Genomic DNA, 18,706 nt, shown 5'->3' on the forward strand with positions numbered 1-18,706 from the left:
ACGAAGGGCTCCGCCATGACAGCCGCCGCCCCAGCCGACCTGCTCTGGAGCGACCTCGACCGCCGCGCGGTCGACGTCGCCCGCGGCCTGACCGTCGACGCCGTCGAGGCCGCCGGACACGGCCACCCGGGCACCGCGATGAGCCTGGCCCCGGCCGCCTACCTGCTGTTCCAGAACCTGGTCCGGCACGACCCGGCCGACCCCGACTGGCCCGGCCGCGACCGCTTCGTGCTGTCCTGCGGCCATGCCAGCCTCACCCTCTACACCCAGCTCTACCTGTCCGGCTACGGGCTCGGCCTCGACGACCTCAAGGCCCTGCGCACCGAGGGCAGCCTGACCCCCGCCCACCCCGAGTACGGGCACACCCCCGGCGTCGAGACCACCACCGGCCCGCTCGGCCAGGGCGTCGCCAACGCCGTCGGCATGGCCATGGCGGCCCGCCGCGAGCGCGGGCTCTTCGACCCCGACGCCGCCCCGGGCACCTCGCCCTTCGACCACACCGTCTGGGTCGTCGCCTCCGAGGGCGACCTCGAGGAGGGCGTCGCCCACGAGGCCAGCTCGCTGGCCGGCCACCAGAAGCTCGGCAACCTCGTCGTCCTCTACGACGACAACCGCATCTCCATCGAGGACGACCGCACCATCGCCCACTCCGAGGACACCCTGGCCCGCTACCGGGCCTACGGCTGGCACGTCCAGCACGTCGACTGGACCGCGGGGGAGGCCGGAAGCTACTCCGAGGACGTCGACGCGCTGTACCGCGCCCTGGCCGAGGCCCGCGCCACCACCGACCGCCCCTCGCTCGTCAGCCTCCGCACGATCATCGGCTGGCCCGCGCCCCGCAAGCAGGGCACCGGCGCCGTCCACGGCTCCGCCCTGGGCGCCGAGGAGGCCGCCGCCGCCAAGCGGGCCATGGGACTCGACGCCGACCTCGCCTTCCAGGTCCCCGGCGACGTCCTCGCCCACGCCCGCCGGGTCGCCGACCGGGGCCGCGCCGCGCACGAGGCCTGGCAGAAGACGTACGCCGACTGGCGCGCCCTGAACCCCGAGCGCGCGGCCCTCTTCGACCGGCTCGCCGAGCGCCGGCTGCCCGAGGGCTGGCAGGACCGGCTGCCCGTGTTCGACGCCCCCGGCCAGATGGCCACCCGCAAGGCCTCCGGCGAGGTGCTGAACGCGCTCGCCGCCGTCCTGCCCGAGCTGTGGGGCGGCTCCGCCGACCTGGCCGAGTCCAACCTCACCACCATGAAGGGCGAACCCTCCTTCGTCCCCGAGGAGTTCGCCACCGGCGCCTTCCCCGGCCACCGCTACGGCCGCACCCTGCACTTCGGCATCCGCGAGCACGCCATGGGCGCCGTCCTCAACGGCATCGCCCTGCACGGCGGCACCCGCCCGTACGGCGGCACCTTCCTGGTCTTCTCCGACTACATGCGGCCCGCCGTCCGCCTCGCCGCCATGATGCGGCTGCCCGTCACCTACGTGTGGACCCACGACTCCATCGGCCTCGGCGAGGACGGCCCCACCCACCAGCCCGTCGAGCACCTGTGGTCGCTGCGCGGCATCCCCGGCCTGGACGTCGTGCGGCCCGCCGACGCCAACGAGACCGTGGTCGCCTGGCGCACCATCCTGGAGCACCACGACCGCCCCGCCGGCCTGTGCCTGTCCCGGCAGAACCTGCCCGTCCTGGAGCGCACCGCCGGCAGCGGCCTGGCCCCGGCGGACGGCGCCGCCCGCGGCGGCTACGTCCTCGCCGAGGCCGACGGCGGCCGGCCCGAGATCGTCCTCATGGCCACCGGCAGCGAGGTCGCCGTCGCCCTCGACGCCCGCCGCATCCTCCAGGACGAGGGCCTGCCCACGCGGGTCGTGTCGATGCCCTGCCTGGAGTGGTTCCACGCCCAGGACCAGGACTACCGCGAGCAGGTGCTGCCGCCCGAGGTCACCGCCCGGGTCTCCGTCGAGGCGGGCTCCGTCCTCGGCTGGTACGCCCTGCTCGGGCAGGCCGGCGTGCCCGTCGGGATCGACTCGTTCGGCGCCAGCGCCCCCTACCAGGCGCTGTACGAGGCCCACGGCCTGACGGCGCCCAAGGTCGCCGCGGCCGCCCGCGCCAGCCACGCCCGCTCCCGCCGTACGTCCGCCGCCCGATGAGCGCCGCCTCCGGCGCGACGACCGCCGCCCCGGGCGCGACGACCGCCGCCCCGCGCGCGACGGCCGCCGGCCCGGTGCTCCACGCGCGGGTCCCGGGGTCCAAGAGCATCACCAACCGGGCGCTGCTGCTCGCCGCGGCGGCGCCCGGCCGCAGCCGCCTGTCCGCCCCGCTCGTCAGCGACGACACCCTCGCCTTCCGGGCCGCGCTCACGGCCCTGGGCGGTGAGGTCACCGACGACGGCGGTGACGGGGGAGCCGAGGCCTGGACGGTCACCGGTACCGGCGCCGGCCCCGCCCGCCCCGCCGACGTGTGGTGCGCCGACGCGGGCACCGCCGCCCGGTTCCTGCCGCCGTTCGCCGCCACCGGCCACGCCCCCGTCCGCTTCGACGGCTCGGACCAGCTGCGGGCCCGCCCGCTGGGGCCGCTGCTGGCCGCCCTCACGGGCCTGGGGGCCGACGTACGCGGTGCGGGCCTGCCGTTCACGGTCGCCGGCCGGGGCCTGGCCGGCGGCCGCATCCGGCTCGACTCGGGGCTGAGCAGCCAGTACCTCAGCGGGCTGCTGATGGCCGCCCCGCTGATGGCCGGCCCCCTCACGGTGGACGTGCCGCGGCTGGTCAGCCGCCCCTACCTGGACATGACCCTGGCCCTGATGCGCCGCTTCGGGGCCGACGTCGAGGAACGGGGCAGCGCCGTCGCCGTGCGCCCCGGCGGCTACACCGCGACCGACCTGGCCGTCGAACCGGACGCCTCCACCGCCAGTTACGTCTTCGCGGCGGCCGCCGTGACCGGCCGTACCGTCCGCGTCGCGGGCCTGGGCACGGGCAGCCTCCAGGGCGACACCGCCTTCGTGGAGGTCCTGCGGCGGGCCGGCGCCGAGGTGACCGTGACCCCCGAGTGGACCCAGGTCACCGGTACCGGAGCGCTCCGCGGCGGGTTCAGCGTCGACATGGGGGACATCTCCGACACCTTCATGACCTTCGCGGCGATCGCCCCGCTCGCCGACGCGCCGGTCACCATCACCGGCATCGGCCACGCCCGGCTCAAGGAGTCCGACCGCATCGCGGCGGTCGCCGAGAACCTGGCCCTGCTCGGCATCCGCACCGAGGCGGGCCCGGACCGCATCACCGTGCACCCGGGCACCCCGGTCGCGGGCGCGGTCCTCGGCTGCCGCCGCGACCACCGCATCGCGATGTCCTTCTCGGTGCTGGGGCTGCGCGTTCCCGGCATCGTCCTCGACGACCCGGCCTGCGTCGGCAAGACCTTCCCGGGCTTCCACGAGGAGCTCGGCCGGCTCTTCGCCCCGGGTACGGCGCTGCCGGCGGGCCGGCCGTGACCGCGCCGGCCGCTCACCCGGCCGGCGCCGACGGCGGCGGTACCGGCGCCCCGTACGGGGAGGCGCCGGTCCCGCTGGCCGTCATCGTGGGCCGCGTGCTGCGGCGGGCGTGCACCGCGGCCCGCCCGGCCCGCGGCCGCGCCCGGTCCCGCGCCGGAGCCGGGACCGGGACCGGGGACCGGGCGCGCGGCGTCAGCGCAGCCAGTCCGCCGCGGTCTTGAGCAGCCGGTCGTTGGCGTCCGGCGCGCCGATGGACACGCGCACGCCCTCCTCGCCGTACGGGCGGACCATCAGCCGGGCGGCCTCGCAGGCGTCGGTGAAGTCCGCGGTCCGTGCGCCCAGCCGCAGCCACACGAAGTTGGCCAGGCTCTCCGGCACCGTGTAACCCGCCTCCCGCAGCCCCTGCGTCACCCGCGCCCGCTCGGCCACCAGGTCCGCGACCCGCTCGGCCAGTTCGTCCCCGGCGCGCAGCGAGGCGACCGCCGCCGCCTGCGCCGGCCCGCTCACCCCGAACGGGACGGCGCAGGCGCGCAGCGCCGCGGCCACCCGGGGGTGCGCCACCGCGAAGCCGACGCGCAGGGTGGCCAGCCCGTACGCCTTGGAGAAGGTGCGCAGCACCGCCACGTTGGGCCGGTCGCGGTACAGCTCGACGCCGTCGGGCACCTCCGGGTCGTCGACGAACTCCCGGTACGCCTCGTCGAGGACGACCAGCACCTCGCGCGGCACCCGGTCCAGGAACCGCTCCAGCTCGGCGCGCCGTACCGCGGTGCCGGTGGGGTTGTTGGGGTTGCAGATGAAGATCAGCCGGGTCCGGTCGGTGACTGCGGCGGCCAGCGCGTCCAGATCGTGCCGCTCCTCGCGCAGCGGCACCTGCACCGAGGTGGCCCCGGCGGCCCAGGTGATCAGCGGGTACGCCTCGAACGACCGCCAGGCGAAGAGGACTTCGTCGCCCGGGCCCGCGGCGGCGGCCACCAGGTGCTGGGTGATGCCCACGGACCCGGTGCCCAGCACCAGGTGCTCGGCGGGCACGCCGAGGAAGGCGGCCAGCTCGGCGGTGAGCTCGCGGGCGGCCGGGTCCGGGTAGCGGTTGAGCCGGCCCAGCTCCTCCTCGATCGCGCGGATCACCGACGGCAGCGGCGGATAGGGGTTCTCGTTCGAGGAGAGCTTGTCGACGAGTGCGTCGGGGGCGGGACGGCCCGGGACGTAGCGGGGGAGCGTGGAGACGTCGGCGCGCAGCCGCGGGAAGGCCGGATCGGACATGGCAGCGGTGCATCCCATCGTGAGGTCGGTGGAGTCGGTGGATTCGGGCGGGAGAGGCGCTCCTCGGCGGTGCGGAGCGCGCACGCGAAACGCCGTCCGGCCGCGCCGACGGGGGAGACGGCACGGCCGGACGGGGCCCCGGTCGGACCGGGGCGTCCCAGGGGGTGAGCGGGGGTGGTCAGCCCTGGGAAGCGGGCGGGTTGAAGGGCGAGGGCGCGCCGTAGTCCCAGCGCAGCCGGGTCGCCCCGTCGATCTGGACCACCTGCTCGATGTCGAACTCGCACATCCGCAGGGCGCCGGGCACGTGGGCGCGGTGCTGCTCGTCCCAGTCGATCCGGGCCTTGCCCGAGAGCTGGAGCGTGCCGCCGGTCTCCCAGTCCAGGAAGAGCAGTCCGCAGCCGGCGTCCAGCTGCAGGTTGCCCAGGGTCATGTAGAAGGAGTTGCCGAAGTAGTCGGGCCACACGAGCTTGCGCGGCCCGGCCACGGTGACGAAGCCGGGATCACCGCCGCGGTGCGAGGAGTCGGCCCCGTAGCCCTCGGCGTGGCTGGCGATGAAGAAGGTGTCCGCGCCGCGGATCCACTTCTCCTGCTCGGCCGTGAGCTCGGTGCCGGCCCGTGACGGACCGGGCGGGTCCGCGGGCCCGTCGGGGGCCGGCACCCGTACCTGGAGGTACTTGGGGCAGTTGCCCAGGACCTGCTCGGTGCGCACGCGCAGCGTCTCGCCGTCCCGCCGGGCCACGCCGTTGATCCGGATCCGGCTGGTCGTGTGCGGCTCGAGGGCGAGCAGCCCGATGTCGGCGGTCGACTCGAACGCGTCCGCGAGCGGATCGCCGGGCACCGGCAGCGCGTTCAGGACGATCGTGCGGGTGTCGGGCGTCGTCGCGAAGCCCGTCTCGCCGGTGACCAGCGAGGACCAGACGGCCCCCGCGGTGTCCCGGCCGCCGAGGAAGAGCATGCGCTGGCGGTGCAGGTACTGGTCGAAGCCCGGCAGGATCTCGTCCTCGAACATCGGTGAGCCCCAGCCGGGCCCGCGGCCCTCGCGGGCCCGCCGCTGCACGGCCTGCTCCCCCTCGTGGTAGGGCGTCTTGATCACGGTGACCTCCGGTCAGCCACGGGCGCCGATCAGCAGGGCGGTGTCCACCACACGGTTGGAGAAGCCCCACTCGTTGTCGTACCAGCCGACGACCTTGACCTGGCGGCCGTCGCCGATGACCTTGGTCAGGCCCGAGTCGAAGATGCAGGACGCCGGGTCGGTGACGATGTCGCTGGAGACGATCGGCTCGTCGGTGTAGGTGAGGATCCCCGACAGGGCGCCCTCGGCGGCCTTGGCGAAGATCTCGTTGACCTCCTCGGCGGTGGTCTGCCGGCCGACCCGTACGGTCAGGTCGGTCGCCGAACCCGTCGGGATCGGCACGCGCAGCGCGTAGCCGTCGAGCTTGCCGTTCAGCTGGGGCAGCACCAGGCCGATGGCCTTGGCGGCGCCGGTGGTGGTCGGCACGGTGTTCGTGGCCGCCGAGCGGGCGCGGCGCAGGTCGGCGTGCGGGCCGTCCTGGAGGTTCTGGTCCTGGGTGTAGGCGTGGACCGTGGTCATCAGGCCGTGCTCGATGCCGAGGGCGTCGTCGAGGACCTTCGCCAGCGGGGCCAGGCAGTTGGTGGTGCACGAGGCGTTGGAGACGATGTCGTGCGCCTGCGGGTCGTAGAGGTGGTCGTTGATGCCGAAGGCGATCGTCAGGTCCTCGTTCTTCGAGGGCGCGCTGATGATGACCTTGCGGGCGCCGGCGTCGAGGTGGGCGCGGGCCTTGTGCGCGTCGGTGAAGACACCCGTGGACTCGATGACGACATCGACCCCGAGCTCGCCCCAGGGCAGGTTCGCGGGGTCACGCTCGGCGGTCACCTTGATGGTGCGGCCGTCGACGACGAGCGCGCCCTCGGCGGCCCGCACCTCGTGGCCGAGGCGGCCGAGCGTGCTGTCGTACTTGAGCAGGTGCGCGAGCGTGGCGGCGTCGGTCAGGTCGTTGATCGCGACCACCTCCAGCCCGGCGTCCCGCTGGAGGGCGGCGCGGAAGAAGCTGCGGCCGATACGGCCGAATCCGTTGATGCCGACCTTGATCGTCACGTGATACCCCTCTTCGAAATTACATCCGCCACCGTACGGAAAATCGCCGGTGCGGGCCGATCCGGGGCTTCGACGGTACCTCGGGATCCACCCCCGCGGTTGCCGAAATGCGCCTGATGATCAGCGGTTTGCGCAGGAAACCCGAGATGGGCGGCGGTGGATTGAAACCTCTGATGAGGCTCGGATACGTGCACGAGGGTATGTTTTTATGGCATCGCCTGCCCGGTTGCACGGCAGGGCACGCCACGGCACGACGCTTCGCGGAGCGAGGAGGACGATGGACATGCCGGACGCGCGCACCGCCGTTCCCGGAGCGGGACCGCGGGAATCCCGGCCCGGTCACGAGCCCGCCCATGTCCTGCGCGGCCACGACGACTGCGTCCGCGGCTCCGCCGTACGCAAGCAGTTCGGCGACGTACAGATCGTCGTCGCGGCCGGCGGCCCCCACGAGGCCATCCGCCCCGCCCGCGCCATCCGCCCCGGCCCCGGCGCCTACCTGCACCTCTTCCGGCCGCTCAGCGGCGGGATCGGCGTCCACCAGGACGGCCGCGAGGGCCACGCGGTCGCCCCGCAGATCGTCTGCTGCGACAGCACCCGCCCCTACCAGCTGTTCCTGCCGCGCCCCTTCCGCCTGGTCGAGGTCCTGCTGCCGCACCGTCAGATCGGCATGCCGCCGGCCGACACCGCCAAGCTCACCGCCACCGCCTGGTGCGGCCGTATGGGCGCCGGCGCCCTGCTCTCCCAGCTGCTGGCCGGCCTCGACGAGCACGGCACCGAGATCCACTCCGCCCTCGACCGCGTCGGCGGCACCATCGCGGGCCTCGCCGCCGCCGTCCTCGCCGACCGGCTGCGCAACCTCGCGGCCGAGGACGAGGTGGCCCGGCACGACCTCATGCTCCACATCCAGGCCTACATCCGCGAGCGCCTCTCCGACCCCGCGCTCACCCCGCACGCGGTCGCCGAGCGCCACCACATCTCCCTGCGCTACCTGCAACGGATCTTCCAGGAGAACGGGACCAGTCCCGCCCGCTGGATCCGCGAGGAGCGCCTGGCGCGCTGCCGGTCCGAGCTGCTCGACGCACGGCTCGACCACCTGCCCGTCGGTGTGATCGGCGAACGGGCCGGCCTCCACCAGGCCTCCCACTTCAGCCGGCTCTTCCGCGACCGGTACGGCGTGACGCCCCGCGGCTACCGCACCATGCGCGAGCCCGCCGCGGCCAACTGACGAGCACTGACATCCGAGGAGGATGACGGATTTGACCGGCACCAGCTTCGAATTCCCCGGCGAGTACTACGAGATCATGCGGAAGGACTTCCGCAGCGTCGACGCCGAGACCGAATTCCTCAGCTCCCTGCTCCCCGACGGCGGCACCGCCCTCGACCTGGGCTGCGGCACCGGCACCAACCTGCGCGCGCTGGCCGCGCGCGGCTACCGCGGCACCGGCGTCGACCAGAGCGCCGCCTTCGTCGACTACGCCCGCGCCGCCGGCGGCGCGGGGCTCACCTACGTCCACGGCCGCGCCGAGACGTACCGCACCGACGAGCGCTACGACCTCGTCTACAGCCTGTTCATGACGCTCAACTACCTGCCGCGCGCCGAACTGGGCGCCACCCTGCGCGGCATCCGCGAGCTCCTGCGCCCCGGCGGTCACGTCGTCCTCGAGTTCGGCCACCTGCTGAACTTCGTCGACACCTTCCAGCCGCACACCGTCGCCCACCACCGCGGCCCCGACGGCGTCCTGATCACCCGCCTCGCCCGGCAGGCCGTCAACGCGCACGCCGCGAACTGGCGCAACGAGGAGACCCTCCTGGTCCGCGCCGCCGACGGCACCGTCTCGATGTACGACAACTTCTTCGACCAGGCGGTCCTCACCGGCCCCGAGATGCGCGACCTGCTGGCCGCCGCGGGCCTGACCGTCACCGCCGAGTACGGCGGCTTCCGCAAGGAGCCCGCCCCCTTCCACGGCCGCGGCCCGCTCGTCATCGTCGCCACCGCGGGGGCACCCACCGCCCAGCAAGAGGAGAACCACGCGTGACCACCACCGGCATATCGCTGCTCGACGGCGGGCCCGCCCCCGACCCCGGCGTCCCCGACCTCGGAGCCGCCCTCGTCCGCGCCGCCGGCACCGACCACGGCGTGACGTACATCCAGCCCGACGGCACGGAGGTGCGCCAGAGCTACGCCGGCCTGCTCTCCGACGCCTCCCGGATCCTGGCCGGGCTGCGCGCCGCCGGCGTCCGCCCCGGCGAGAAGGTCGTCCTCCAGGCCGGCTACGACCCCGAGCTCGTCGCCGCCTTCTGGGCCTGCGTGCTGGGCGGCTACCTGCCGCTGCCCGTCAGCGCCGACCCGGAGACCGGCCCCGCCCTGCTGGAGCGCGTCTGGACCGGCTACGGCCGCCCCCGCGTCCTGACCGGCGCCGGCCAGGAGATCGCGGCCGCCGTCACCGCCGACACCGGCTGGGCCGCCGCCCACCTCGGCGACATCGCCGCCCTGCGCGACGCCCACGAGCCCGCCGCCGGCCACCACCGGCCCGCCGCCGGCGACCCGGTGGTCCTGCTGCTCACCTCGGGCAGCACCGGCGTGCCCAAGGCGGTCACCCTCACCCACCGCAACGTGCTCGTGCGCAGCGCGGCCACCGCCCGCGTCAACCGGCTCGACCAGGACACGCGCACCTTCAACTGGATGCCGCTGGACCACGTCGGCGGCCTGATCATGTTCCACGCGCGCGACGTCTTCCTCGCCTGTGAGCAGGTCCACGCCAAGATCGGCTGGGTCCTCCAGGACCCGCTGCGCTGGCTCGACGCCGTCTCCGCGCACCGGGCCGACACCACGTGGGCGCCGAACTTCGCGTACGTCCTGGTCAACGACCGCGCCGACCAGCTGGCCGGGCGCGGCCTGGACCTCCACCGGCTGCGCTACATCATGAACGGCGGCGAGGCCGTCCGCTCCGGAGTCGTGCGCCGCTTCCTGGAGATCCTCGCCCCCTACGGCCTGCCCGAGACCGCCATGTTCCCCGGCTGGGGCATGTCCGAGACCACCGCGGGCGTCGCCGACTGCCAGTTCACCGAGGCCGCCGCCGGCGACGACCGCTACGTGCCGGTCGGCCGCCCGCAGCCCGGGACGAAGGTCCGGGTCGTCGACGAGCACGGCGCGCTGGTCCCCTGGGGCACCACCGGCCGGCTCCAGGTCCACGGCGCCACCGTGACCTGCGGCTACTACGACAACCCGGCGCAGAACCAGCAGTCGTTCACCGAGGACGGCTGGTTCAAGACCGGCGACCTCGCCTACGTCGAGGACGGCATCCTGACCGTCACCGGCCGCACCGACGACGTCATCCAGCTCGGCGACGTCGTCTACCACGGCCACGAGATCGAGGCGGCCGTCGAGGAACTCCCCTTCGTCGAGCCCTCGTACACCGTGGCCTCCCTCGTGGCCCCCGCGCCGGGCGCCGCCGAGGAACTCGCGGTCTTCTTCCACCCCCGGGCCGGCCACGTCACCGAGGCCGAGACCGGCGAGATCCGCGCCCGCGTGGCCGCCCGCCTCGGCGTCGACGTCACGCACGTCCTGCCCGTCGAACGCTCCGAGGTCCCCAAGACCGGCATCGGCAAACTCCGCCGCGCCCAGCTCCGCAAGAGCTTCGAGGACCGCCGGGCGACCGCCGCCAACGTGGCCTAGCGCCATGTCCGGACGGGTGGCCGCGGGGACCCCGCGGCCACCCGTCCGGCACGCCCGTTTCCCCCCACGCACACGCACACCACCGTGCGGCCGCCACCCCCCATCCAGGAGAGCCCACCCATGACCCAGCAGGAGAGAGCAGTCCGGACGCGCCGCGCACTGCTCGACGCGGCCGCCGAAGCCATCGACCGGCACGGCTACGCCGCCGCGTCGCTCGCCGCCGTGAGCACGGCCGCCGGGGTGACCAAAGGGGCCCTGACCTACCACTTCACCTCCAAGGCCGACCTCGCCGACGCCGTACGGACCGAGTCCCGGCGCCGCACGGGCCGGGTCCTGGCGCCCGTCCTGCGCTCCGGCGGCGAGCCGTTGCAGACGGCCATCGACGCCACCCAGGCCGTCGCCGGACTGCTGGGCCACGACCCGGTGATCCGCGCCGGCGCCCGGCTCGCCCGCGACGCCACCCGCACGGGCCTGGGCACCGGCCGCACCGTGCACTGGCACGCCTCCTGGATCGTGCCCGTCCACGACCTGCTCAGCGCCGCCCGCTTCGGCGGCCGGCTGCACCCGCGCGCCGACCCCGGCGAGGTCTGCGGCCAGCTCGGCTCCGCCCTGCTCGGTCTGGACGCGCTCACGCCCGGACCGGGCCGCGGCGCCACGGGGGACTGCGGTCCGCTCCGGCACCACCTGACGAGCCTGTGGCAACTGCTGCTGCCGGGCCTGGTACCGGGTCCGTGGGCCGCCGAGTTCATCCCGGAGGGCTCGTCCGGGGCCTGCCCGGCGGGCTGCGCCACCGAGCCGCAGGCCACCTTCCCCACCCCCGCCCTGAGCGACGTATGGGCCTGACCTCCCGCACCCCGACCGAGGCGGATCCCCGGCACCCGGCCGCCGGGGATCCGCGGCCGCTCACCGGCGAGCCGCTCTGCCTGGACCTGCTCAACACCCGCTGGCACGACCGCCACGGCCACCACGACCTGCTCGCCGGCACCGACGGCCTGGCCCGGTGGCTCGCCGGCTCCCGCGCCGCCCACCGGTACCGGGACGGCGACCTGCGCGCCGACGCGGCCACCCTCGCCGTCGCCCGGCAGGCCCGGTCGGCCCTGGCCGTCGTGGCCGGCCGGCGGCCGCCCGATCCGCCGGACCCGGCGGCCCTCGACGCGTTCAACCGGCTCCTCGAACCCGGCCGGATCCGCCGCCTGCTCACCCCGGCCGGCCCCGTCGAGCGCACGGACGTCGCCGACCCGGCCCGCCTGCTGGGCTGGCTCGCCGCCGCCGACTACCTGACGCTGCTCGCCGGCGACCCCGGCCGTATCCGCACCTGCGCCAATCCCTCCTGCGGGCTGTACTTCCTCGACACCAGCCGCAACGGCAGCCGCCGCTGGTGCGCCGGCGCGGGCACCGGCTGCGGAAACCGGGCGAAAGCCGCCCGCCACTACGCGCGGCGCACCCGTTCCGCCCCTCTTCCGCACCCTTCCGCGTGAATTCATTGTGAGCCCCCCGACCCACCCCGTGTCAGCATTCCGATGAGGTCCCGGGTAAACGGGGAACACCCGCCCGTACACGCGAATCCGGCCGTTTTCCCGTTGGTCCGTATTTCTCCTCCACGCCGGTCCGCCCGTAATCATCCCGTGATCCGGCGCCCATGGCCGCCCTCCCCCCTCCGGGCGAAAAGTGAAAAGACCCAGAGGACGACCGAGGAGGCATCATTATGCGCGGCGTGCGACACGCCAGATGGCTGACCGCTGCGGCGGTCACCGCACTGCTGGCCACGGCGTGCGGCCCGGGCCCGGACGGCGGTGCCGGCGCGGCCGGCAAGAACGGCGGGACGTTCCGGTTCGGCGTCACCGAACCCAAGGCGATCGACCCCGCCCTGGCCTCCGAGACCACCGGCCTGATCGTCTCCGAGGTCGTCTTCACCGGGCTGTACCGCACGGCCCCCGACGGCAAGCTCGAGCCCCGCCTGGCCGAGTCCGCGACCGCGAACGACACGTGCACCGAGTGGACGTTCAAGGTCAAGACCGGCACCACCTTCACCAACGGCGAGCCCGTGGACGCCGAGGCGTTCATCCGCGGCTGGAACCGGGCCACGAGCAAGCCGATGGCCTCCGACATCGCCTACCACCTGGCCGGCATCAAGGGCTTCGACGAGATCCAGGACGGCAAGGCGGACAAGCTCGCCGGCCTGTCCACCACCGGCCCCGACCACCTCAAGGTCGAGCTCTCCTCCGGCGACTGCGAATTCGACAAGAAGACCGGCCACACCGTCTTCTCCCCGATGCCCAAGGCCGCCGGCGGACCCGAGAACAAGGAGTTCGCCGACCAGCCGATCGGCAACGGCCCCTTCAAGCTCGACGGCAAGTGGGACCACAACAAGAAGATCAGCCTGGTCCGCAACGACAGCTACGGGCTCAAGCCCGCCAAGCTGGCCCGCGTCGAGATCTCCCTGGTCAACTACTTCAGCATGTTCGACCTGGAGTACCAGGGCTTCCAGACCGGCGAGTTCGACTACGCCCACGTCCCCACCACGCAGCTGACGGCCGCCGAGGCCCGCTACAAGCCGCAGGGCAAGTGGCTGCACAAGGACGTCAACGGCCAGAACTACCTGCTGCCGATCACCGACCAGGGCCCGCTGAAGACGAAGGAGGCCCGGCAGGCGGTCTCGTACGCCATCGACCGCGCCAAGATCGCCAAGAGCCTCTACCAGGGCTACCAGAAGCCGGCGTCCTCCATCGTCCCGCCGGCGCTGCCCAACTCGTACCAGGAGGGCCTGTGCACCTCCTGCCTCGCCCCCGACCCGGCCAAGGCCCGTGAGCTCGCCAAGGCCGGCGGACTGACCCCGGGGACCCGGCTCACCCTCGCCTTCAACACCGGCGTGGGCCACGAGGACTGGATCCAGGCCGTCGGCAAGCAGCTGGAGGACGTCCTCGGCATCGTCGTCGAGGTCAAGGGCCTGCCCTTCCCCGAGCTGCTGGAGAAGGAGCACGCCCCCGACGCCACCGGACTCTTCCGCTACTCGTGGGGCGCCGACTACCCGACGCCGGACAACTACCTCTTCCCGATGCTGCACTCCTCCTCCATCGCCAAGGAGGACAACGGCACCGTCGGCGGCGACAACACCGGCCGCTACAGCAACCCGGAGTTCGACAAGGTGATCGAGCAGGCCCGCGCCACCAAGGACGAGGCCGCCCGCATCGCCCTCTACAAGCAGGCCGAGAAGATCGCCATGGACGACATGGCGCTGATCCCGACCTTCAACCGGTCCGAGTACCGCCTTGTCGCCACCGACAAGTTCGACGGGCTGGACGACATCGGGTTCGGCGAGACGCCGATCCTCGAGGAGATCTCCCTCAAGCGGAAGTGAGCCCGGCATGGGTCGGTACATCGCCCGTCGCCTCGGGCAAATGGTCTTCGTCCTGCTCGGCGCGACCATGATCCTGTTCACCTGTCTGTTCATGCTGCCGGGCGATCCGATCGGCTCGCTCGCCGGCAGCGACAACGCGCACGACCCGGCCGTCGTGGAGGTCCTCAAGGAGCGCTACGGGCTCGACAAGCCGCTGCACGAGCAGTACGTCCGCTACGTCGGCAGCCTGGTCACCGGAGACCTCGGCGAGGACTACGTCCAGCGCCGCGAGGTCAGCGACATCCTGGCGCCCAAGCTGGTCAACACCGGGAAGCTGGCCCTGGTGGCCATCGTCATCGACATCGGACTGGGCCTGGCGGTCGGCCTGATCGCCGCCCTCTTCCGCTACAGCGTCTGGGACGTGCTCACCACCTTCGCCACCACCCTGGCCATCGGGTTCCCGACCTTCGTGACGGGCTTCCTGCTCCAGAAGGTCTTCGTGGTGGAACTGGGCTGGTTCCCCCTGCTCAGCCGGGGCGACCTGCAGTCCATGGTGCTGCCGGCGATCTCGCTGGCCATCGTCGACGCCGCCCTGGTGGCCCGGCTGATGCGCGGGACCATGCTCGAAGTGCTGCGTGCCGACTACGTCAAGACCGCGATCGCCAAGGGCCTGCCCCGCCGGCGCGTGCTGTCCCACCACATCCTGCGCAACTCGGTGATCCCGGTCGTCACCTACCTGGGCATCTCCTTCGGCCTGCTGATGGGCGGCGCCCTGATCACCGAGTCCATCTTCAACTGGGACGGGGTCGGCCTGGCCCTGGTCACCGCCGTGCAGATGCAGAACAACCCGGTCGTGCTGGGCGTGGTGACCTACGGAGTGGCGATCTTCGTCCTGCTGAACCTGGTCGTCGACCTGCTGTACGGGATCCTCGACCCCCGCATCCGCTACCAGTGACCACCGCGTTCTCGTCCCTGAGGAAACTGCCATGACCGACCTCATCACCCACCGCCCGGCGGCGGACGAGGACGCGGCGGCCGCCCCGCGCGGCGGCGCCCCGGCCGGCGCCCCCGCGGGCGCGGCCGCCGCGGCCGCCGCGCCGGGCGCCTTCCCCGAGCCCGGCGAACGTGCCGCCTACTGGTCGGACGTACGCCAGCGGTTCCTGCAGAACAAACTGGCCGTCGCCGGACTCGTCATCGTCGGCCTGCTGGTGCTGGCCGCCGCGTTCGGCCCGCTGCTCTCCCCGTACGACCCCTACGCCCAGGACCTCGACAACGCGCTGGCCGCACCGTCCGGCGCCCACTGGCTGGGCACCGACACCCTCGGCCGGGACCTGTTCGCACGGCTCCTGGCCGGTACCCGGCTCGCCATGCTCGTCGGCTTCGCCTCGATCGCCCTGACCTGCCTCATCGGCGTCACCCTGGGGGCCCTGGCCGGCTACGCCGGCCGCTGGGTCGACACCCTGGTCATGCGGACGGCCGACATCTTCTTCGCGTTCCCGCTGCTCATCGGCGCGATCGCCATCATCCTCGTCGTCGGCCAGGGCATCACCCCGGTGATCGTCTCGCTGGCCGTCTTCTCCTGGGCCACCGTGGCCCGGCTGCTGCGCAGCTCGATCCTCTCCGTCCGCGAGGCGGAGTTCGTCCAGGCCGCGCGCGCCCTGGGGGCCCGCTCCCCGCGGATCGTCCTCAAGCACATCCTGCCCAACTCGATGACCGCCGTGCTCGTCTACGCCGCCTTCAACGTCGGTACGGCCGTCGTCGGCGTCGCCTCGCTGTCCTTCCTCGGCATCGGCGTCGCCCCCGGCGTCCCCGAGTGGGGCAGCATGCTCGCCACCGGACGCGGCTTCATCGGGGTCAAGGACTACCTGTGGCTCTCGCCCGGCTTCGCCATCGTCCTGACGGTCCTCGGATTCGTCTTCGTCGGCGACGGGCTGCGCGACGCCCTCGACCCCAAGCTGCGCTGAGGGAGACGTACATGACCATCACCGACCACCGGCCCGGCGCCGCACCCGGCGCCGCCCCCGCCCCCGGCGCGGCCGCCGGGCCCGGCAGCGTGACCCCCGTCCTGGAGGTGCGCGACCTGCACGTGGAGTTCGCGACCCGGGACGGGGTCGCCAAGGCCGTCAACGGCGTGAGCTACAGCGTCGACCCGGGCGAGACCCTCGCCGTGCTCGGCGAGTCCGGCTCGGGCAAGTCCGTGACGGCCCAGGCGATCATGGGCATCCTCGACAGCCCGCCCGGCCGGATCAGCCGGGGCGAGATCCTCTTCCAGGGCCGGGACATCCTCACGATGACCGCCGAGGAGCGGCGCAGGCTGCGCGGCGCCAAGATGGCCATGGTCTTCCAGGACGCGCTGTCCGCCCTGAACCCGGTGGTCTCGGTCGGCACCCAGCTGGGCGAGATGTTCCGCGTCCACGAGGGACTCTCCCGCAAGGCCGCCCGCGCGAAGGCCGTGGAACTGATGGACCGGGTGAAGATCCCGGCGGCGAAGCAGCGGGTCGGGGACTATCCGCACCAGTTCTCCGGCGGTATGCGCCAGCGCATCATGATCGCGATGGCGCTGGCCCTGGAGCCGGACCTGATCATCGCCGACGAGCCCACCACGGCCCTCGACGTGACCGTCCAGGCCCAGGTCATGGACCTGCTGGCCGAACTCCAGCGGGAGCTCAACATGGGCCTCGTGCTCATCACGCACGACCTGGGCGTGGTGGCGGACGTCGCGGACAAGATCGCGGTCATGTACGCGGGCCGGATCGTCGAGACGGCTCCCGTGCACGACATCTACCGGCGGCCGGCCCATCCGTACACCCGCGGCCTGCTGGACTCGATCCCGCGCCTGGACCAGAAGGGCCAGGAGCTCTACGCGATCAGCGGTCTGCCGCCCAACCTGCTGGCCATCCCGAGCGGCTGCGCCTTCAACCCGCGCTGCGTCCGGGCGCAGGACGTCTGCCGCACGGAGATCCCGGCCCTGCACCCGGTCACGGACCGGGAAGGCCGGGCGGTACCGGGCCGGGGCAGCGCGTGCCACTTCTGGAAGGAGACGATCGATGGCTGAGGCGACCACGCGTGAGCCGATCCTCGAGGTCCGCAACCTGGTCAAGCACTTCCCCCTGACCCGGGGGATCCTGTTCAAGAAGCAGGTGGGTGCGGTCAAGGCGGTCGACGGGATCTCCTTCGACCTCTACCAGGGCGAGACCCTGGGCATCGTCGGTGAGTCCGGCTGTGGCAAGTCCACCGTCGCCAAGCTGCTGATGAACCTGGAGCGGGCGAGCTCGGGCGAGGTCTTCTACAAGGGCCAGGACATCACCAAGCTGTCCGGGTCCGCGCTGAAGGCCGTGCGCCGCAACATCCAGATGGTCTTCCAGGACCCGTACACCTCGCTCAACCCGCGGATGACGGTCGGCGACATCATCGCCGAGCCCTACGAGATCCACCCCGAGGTGGCTCCCAAGGGCGACCGCCGGCGCAAGGTCCAGGAGCTCCTGGACGTGGTCGGTCTGAACCCGGAGTACATCAACCGCTACCCGCACCAGTTCTCCGGCGGCCAGCGCCAGCGCATCGGCATCGCCCGCGGTCTCGCGCTGAACCCGGAGATCATCATCTGCGACGAGCCGGTCTCGGCGCTGGACGTCTCGGTGCAGGCGCAGGTCATCAACTTGATGGAGAAGCTCCAGGACGAGTTCGACCTGTCCTACCTCTTCATCGCGCACGACCTGTCGATCGTGCGGCACATCTCGGACCGCGTGGGCGTGATGTACCTGGGCAAGATGGCGGAGATCGGCACCGACGCGCAGATCTACGACCACCCCACCCACCCGTACACCCAGGCCCTGCTCTCCGCCGTCCCGGTCCCGGACCCGCAGGTGCGGGAGTCGCGCGAGCGGATCATCCTCACCGGTGACGTGCCCTCGCCGGCCAACCCGCCCTCGGGCTGCCGTTTCCGCACCCGCTGCTGGAAGGCCGAGGACAAGTGCGCCACCGAGGAGCCGCTGCTGGCGGTCCCCGAGCGCTTCAAGGGCAAGGACACCCTCGCCGCGCACGAGTCCGCCTGCCACTTCGCGGACGAGCGGCCCGGCTCCGCCTCAGGGCGTGGCCGTGGTCTGGGAGGTCAGCTGCATGAGGCCGGCCCGGTAGGCGAAGGAGACGAGCTGGGCACGGTCCTTGAGACCGAGCTTGTGCCGTAGCCGGTAGATGTGGGTGCGCACGGTCGCCAGCCCGATCGTCAGCTCCTCGGCCACGTCCTCGGTCGACAGACCGTTGGCGATGAGCACGAGGATCTGGCGCTCGCGCGGCGTGAGCGCCTCCGCGGCCGGCTGGAGCAGCTCCTCGGGCTGACTGTCCTGACGGCAGAACCAGTGCACCAGCCGTTCGGCGATGCGCGGGGCCAGCATCACCTGGCCCCGCGCAGCCGCGTGCACGGCCGCGACCAGCTCGCCCCGGCTGACGTCCTTGACGAGCAGCCCGCAGGCACCGGCGTGCAGCACCTCGGTGATGGTCTCGTCGCTGTCGTCCATGGCGAAGACGATGACGCGCGGCGGCGGCTCCAGGATCTCGTCCTTGAGCCGCCGCATCATGTCCAGGCCGGAAAGGCCGCTGAGCCGGACTCCGGTGATGACGACGTCCGGCCGACGGGTCCGGATCATCATCATCGCGTGAATTCCGCTGTCCGTGACATCCAGCACACGGATGTCCTCCTCGTCCGCGAGGAGAGCCTTTATGCCGTCGCGAACCAATGGCATTTCATCGCAGATCAGAACGTCGACGGTCATTCTCTTCCCCCGTGAACGTGATTTCGGGCGGCGATTTCGGCCGCACCGGAGCGCATTACGCTCCGACCTTTCGAG

Annotated in this window: 16 protein-coding genes; 12 read left to right on the forward strand and 4 right to left on the reverse strand. The window is 72.9% G+C overall.

Annotated features, from left to right (window positions below):
- Nucleotides 1–15 precede the first annotated feature (15 nt).
- Together tkt and aroA are read left to right on the forward strand one after the other, a co-directional pair.
- The gene (tkt, locus tag ACZ6KO_RS31810; protein WP_469307450.1) at nucleotides 16–2,139 is read left to right on the forward strand and encodes a transketolase; all 2,124 of its coding nucleotides are present in this window, start codon (nucleotides 16–18) and stop codon (nucleotides 2,137–2,139) included.
- Entirely contained in the window at nucleotides 2,136–3,473 is a 1,338-nt protein-coding gene (aroA, locus tag ACZ6KO_RS31815; RefSeq protein ID WP_469307451.1) for a 3-phosphoshikimate 1-carboxyvinyltransferase, read from the forward strand. Before tkt ends, aroA begins: the two co-directional genes overlap by 4 nt.
- A 192-nt stretch (nucleotides 3,474–3,665) precedes the next feature.
- Here the strand turns inward: aroA and hisC are convergent, their stop codons facing one another.
- From hisC to gap, 3 genes are all read right to left on the reverse strand, one after another.
- Nucleotides 3,666–4,733, reverse strand: coding sequence for a histidinol-phosphate transaminase (gene hisC / locus ACZ6KO_RS31820; RefSeq protein ID WP_469307452.1), 1,068 nt, complete (start codon nucleotides 4,731–4,733; stop codon nucleotides 3,666–3,668).
- Between the two features lie 178 nt (nucleotides 4,734–4,911).
- Entirely contained in the window at nucleotides 4,912–5,826 is a 915-nt protein-coding gene (locus tag ACZ6KO_RS31825) for a pyridoxamine 5'-phosphate oxidase family protein (protein WP_469307453.1), read from the reverse strand.
- Between the two features lie 12 nt (nucleotides 5,827–5,838).
- On the reverse strand, nucleotides 5,839–6,849 hold the full coding sequence (gene gap / locus ACZ6KO_RS31830; RefSeq protein WP_469307454.1) for a type I glyceraldehyde-3-phosphate dehydrogenase: 1,011 nt from the start codon (nucleotides 6,847–6,849) through the stop codon (nucleotides 5,839–5,841).
- Between the two features lie 277 nt (nucleotides 6,850–7,126).
- Here gap and ACZ6KO_RS31835 point away from each other — a divergent pair, with 277 nt between their 5' ends.
- The 10 genes from ACZ6KO_RS31835 to ACZ6KO_RS31880 all read left to right on the forward strand — a co-directional run bounded on the left by ACZ6KO_RS31835 (nucleotide 7,127) and on the right by ACZ6KO_RS31880 (nucleotide 18,046).
- On the forward strand, nucleotides 7,127–8,074 hold the full coding sequence (locus ACZ6KO_RS31835) for a helix-turn-helix domain-containing protein (RefSeq protein WP_469307455.1): 948 nt from the start codon (nucleotides 7,127–7,129) through the stop codon (nucleotides 8,072–8,074).
- Between the two features lie 22 nt (nucleotides 8,075–8,096).
- On the forward strand, nucleotides 8,097–8,885 hold the full coding sequence (locus ACZ6KO_RS31840) for a class I SAM-dependent methyltransferase (protein ID WP_469307456.1): 789 nt from the start codon (nucleotides 8,097–8,099) through the stop codon (nucleotides 8,883–8,885).
- A complete protein-coding gene (locus ACZ6KO_RS31845; RefSeq protein ID WP_469307457.1) occupies nucleotides 8,882–10,525 on the forward strand; it encodes an AMP-binding protein in 1,644 nt (547 codons plus the stop codon). The genes ACZ6KO_RS31840 and ACZ6KO_RS31845 overlap by 4 nt, the downstream gene beginning before the upstream one ends.
- 120 nt (nucleotides 10,526–10,645) lie before the next feature.
- Nucleotides 10,646–11,368, forward strand: a complete 723-nt coding sequence (locus tag ACZ6KO_RS31850) for a ScbR family autoregulator-binding transcription factor (RefSeq protein ID WP_469307458.1) — start codon at nucleotides 10,646–10,648, stop codon at nucleotides 11,366–11,368.
- Complete coding sequence (locus ACZ6KO_RS31855; RefSeq protein ID WP_469307459.1) at nucleotides 11,359–12,003, forward strand: CGNR zinc finger domain-containing protein; 645 nt, start codon at nucleotides 11,359–11,361, stop codon at nucleotides 12,001–12,003. Before ACZ6KO_RS31850 ends, ACZ6KO_RS31855 begins: the two co-directional genes overlap by 10 nt.
- A gap of 227 nt (nucleotides 12,004–12,230) precedes the next feature.
- The gene (locus ACZ6KO_RS31860) at nucleotides 12,231–13,883 is read left to right on the forward strand and encodes a peptide ABC transporter substrate-binding protein (protein ID WP_469307460.1); all 1,653 of its coding nucleotides are present in this window, start codon (nucleotides 12,231–12,233) and stop codon (nucleotides 13,881–13,883) included.
- A 7-nt stretch (nucleotides 13,884–13,890) separates the two neighbouring features.
- The gene (locus ACZ6KO_RS31865; RefSeq protein WP_469307461.1) at nucleotides 13,891–14,817 is read left to right on the forward strand and encodes an ABC transporter permease; all 927 of its coding nucleotides are present in this window, start codon (nucleotides 13,891–13,893) and stop codon (nucleotides 14,815–14,817) included.
- A 31-nt stretch (nucleotides 14,818–14,848) separates the two neighbouring features.
- Entirely contained in the window at nucleotides 14,849–15,826 is a 978-nt protein-coding gene (locus ACZ6KO_RS31870) for an ABC transporter permease (RefSeq protein ID WP_469307462.1), read from the forward strand.
- 11 nt (nucleotides 15,827–15,837) lie between these two features.
- Entirely contained in the window at nucleotides 15,838–16,917 is a 1,080-nt protein-coding gene (locus ACZ6KO_RS31875) for an ABC transporter ATP-binding protein (protein WP_469307463.1), read from the forward strand.
- A complete protein-coding gene (locus ACZ6KO_RS31880; RefSeq protein WP_469307464.1) occupies nucleotides 16,910–18,046 on the forward strand; it encodes an ABC transporter ATP-binding protein in 1,137 nt (378 codons plus the stop codon). The genes ACZ6KO_RS31875 and ACZ6KO_RS31880 overlap by 8 nt, the downstream gene beginning before the upstream one ends.
- On the opposite strand, the gene ACZ6KO_RS31885 is transcribed toward ACZ6KO_RS31880, so the two are convergent.
- Nucleotides 17,945–18,631, reverse strand: a complete 687-nt coding sequence (locus ACZ6KO_RS31885) for a response regulator (protein WP_469307465.1) — start codon at nucleotides 18,629–18,631, stop codon at nucleotides 17,945–17,947. The genes ACZ6KO_RS31880 and ACZ6KO_RS31885 overlap by 102 nt on opposite strands.
- Between the last annotated feature and the right edge of the window lie 75 nt (nucleotides 18,632–18,706).

Source organism: Streptomyces sp. NPDC042102 (assembly GCF_055582305.1).

Bases quoted from the DNA above. Each gene is read 5' to 3' on its own strand.
- tkt (WP_469307450.1), top strand. From the start codon at position 16: ATGACAGCCGCCGCCCCAGCCGACCTGCTCTGGAGCGACCTCGACCGC.
- aroA (WP_469307451.1), top strand. From the start codon at position 2,136: ATGAGCGCCGCCTCCGGCGCGACGACCGCCGCCCCGGGCGCGACGACC.
- hisC (WP_469307452.1), bottom strand. From the start codon at position 4,733: ATGTCCGATCCGGCCTTCCCGCGGCTGCGCGCCGACGTCTCCACGCTC.
- ACZ6KO_RS31835 (WP_469307455.1), top strand. From the start codon at position 7,127: ATGGACATGCCGGACGCGCGCACCGCCGTTCCCGGAGCGGGACCGCGG.
- ACZ6KO_RS31840 (WP_469307456.1), top strand. From the start codon at position 8,097: ATGACGGATTTGACCGGCACCAGCTTCGAATTCCCCGGCGAGTACTAC.
- ACZ6KO_RS31850 (WP_469307458.1), top strand. From the start codon at position 10,646: ATGACCCAGCAGGAGAGAGCAGTCCGGACGCGCCGCGCACTGCTCGAC.
- ACZ6KO_RS31855 (WP_469307459.1), top strand. From the start codon at position 11,359: ATGGGCCTGACCTCCCGCACCCCGACCGAGGCGGATCCCCGGCACCCG.
- ACZ6KO_RS31860 (WP_469307460.1), top strand. From the start codon at position 12,231: ATGCGCGGCGTGCGACACGCCAGATGGCTGACCGCTGCGGCGGTCACC.
- ACZ6KO_RS31865 (WP_469307461.1), top strand. From the start codon at position 13,891: ATGGGTCGGTACATCGCCCGTCGCCTCGGGCAAATGGTCTTCGTCCTG.
- ACZ6KO_RS31870 (WP_469307462.1), top strand. From the start codon at position 14,849: ATGACCGACCTCATCACCCACCGCCCGGCGGCGGACGAGGACGCGGCG.
- ACZ6KO_RS31875 (WP_469307463.1), top strand. From the start codon at position 15,838: ATGACCATCACCGACCACCGGCCCGGCGCCGCACCCGGCGCCGCCCCC.
- ACZ6KO_RS31880 (WP_469307464.1), top strand. From the start codon at position 16,910: ATGGCTGAGGCGACCACGCGTGAGCCGATCCTCGAGGTCCGCAACCTG.
- ACZ6KO_RS31885 (WP_469307465.1), bottom strand. From the start codon at position 18,631: ATGACCGTCGACGTTCTGATCTGCGATGAAATGCCATTGGTTCGCGAC.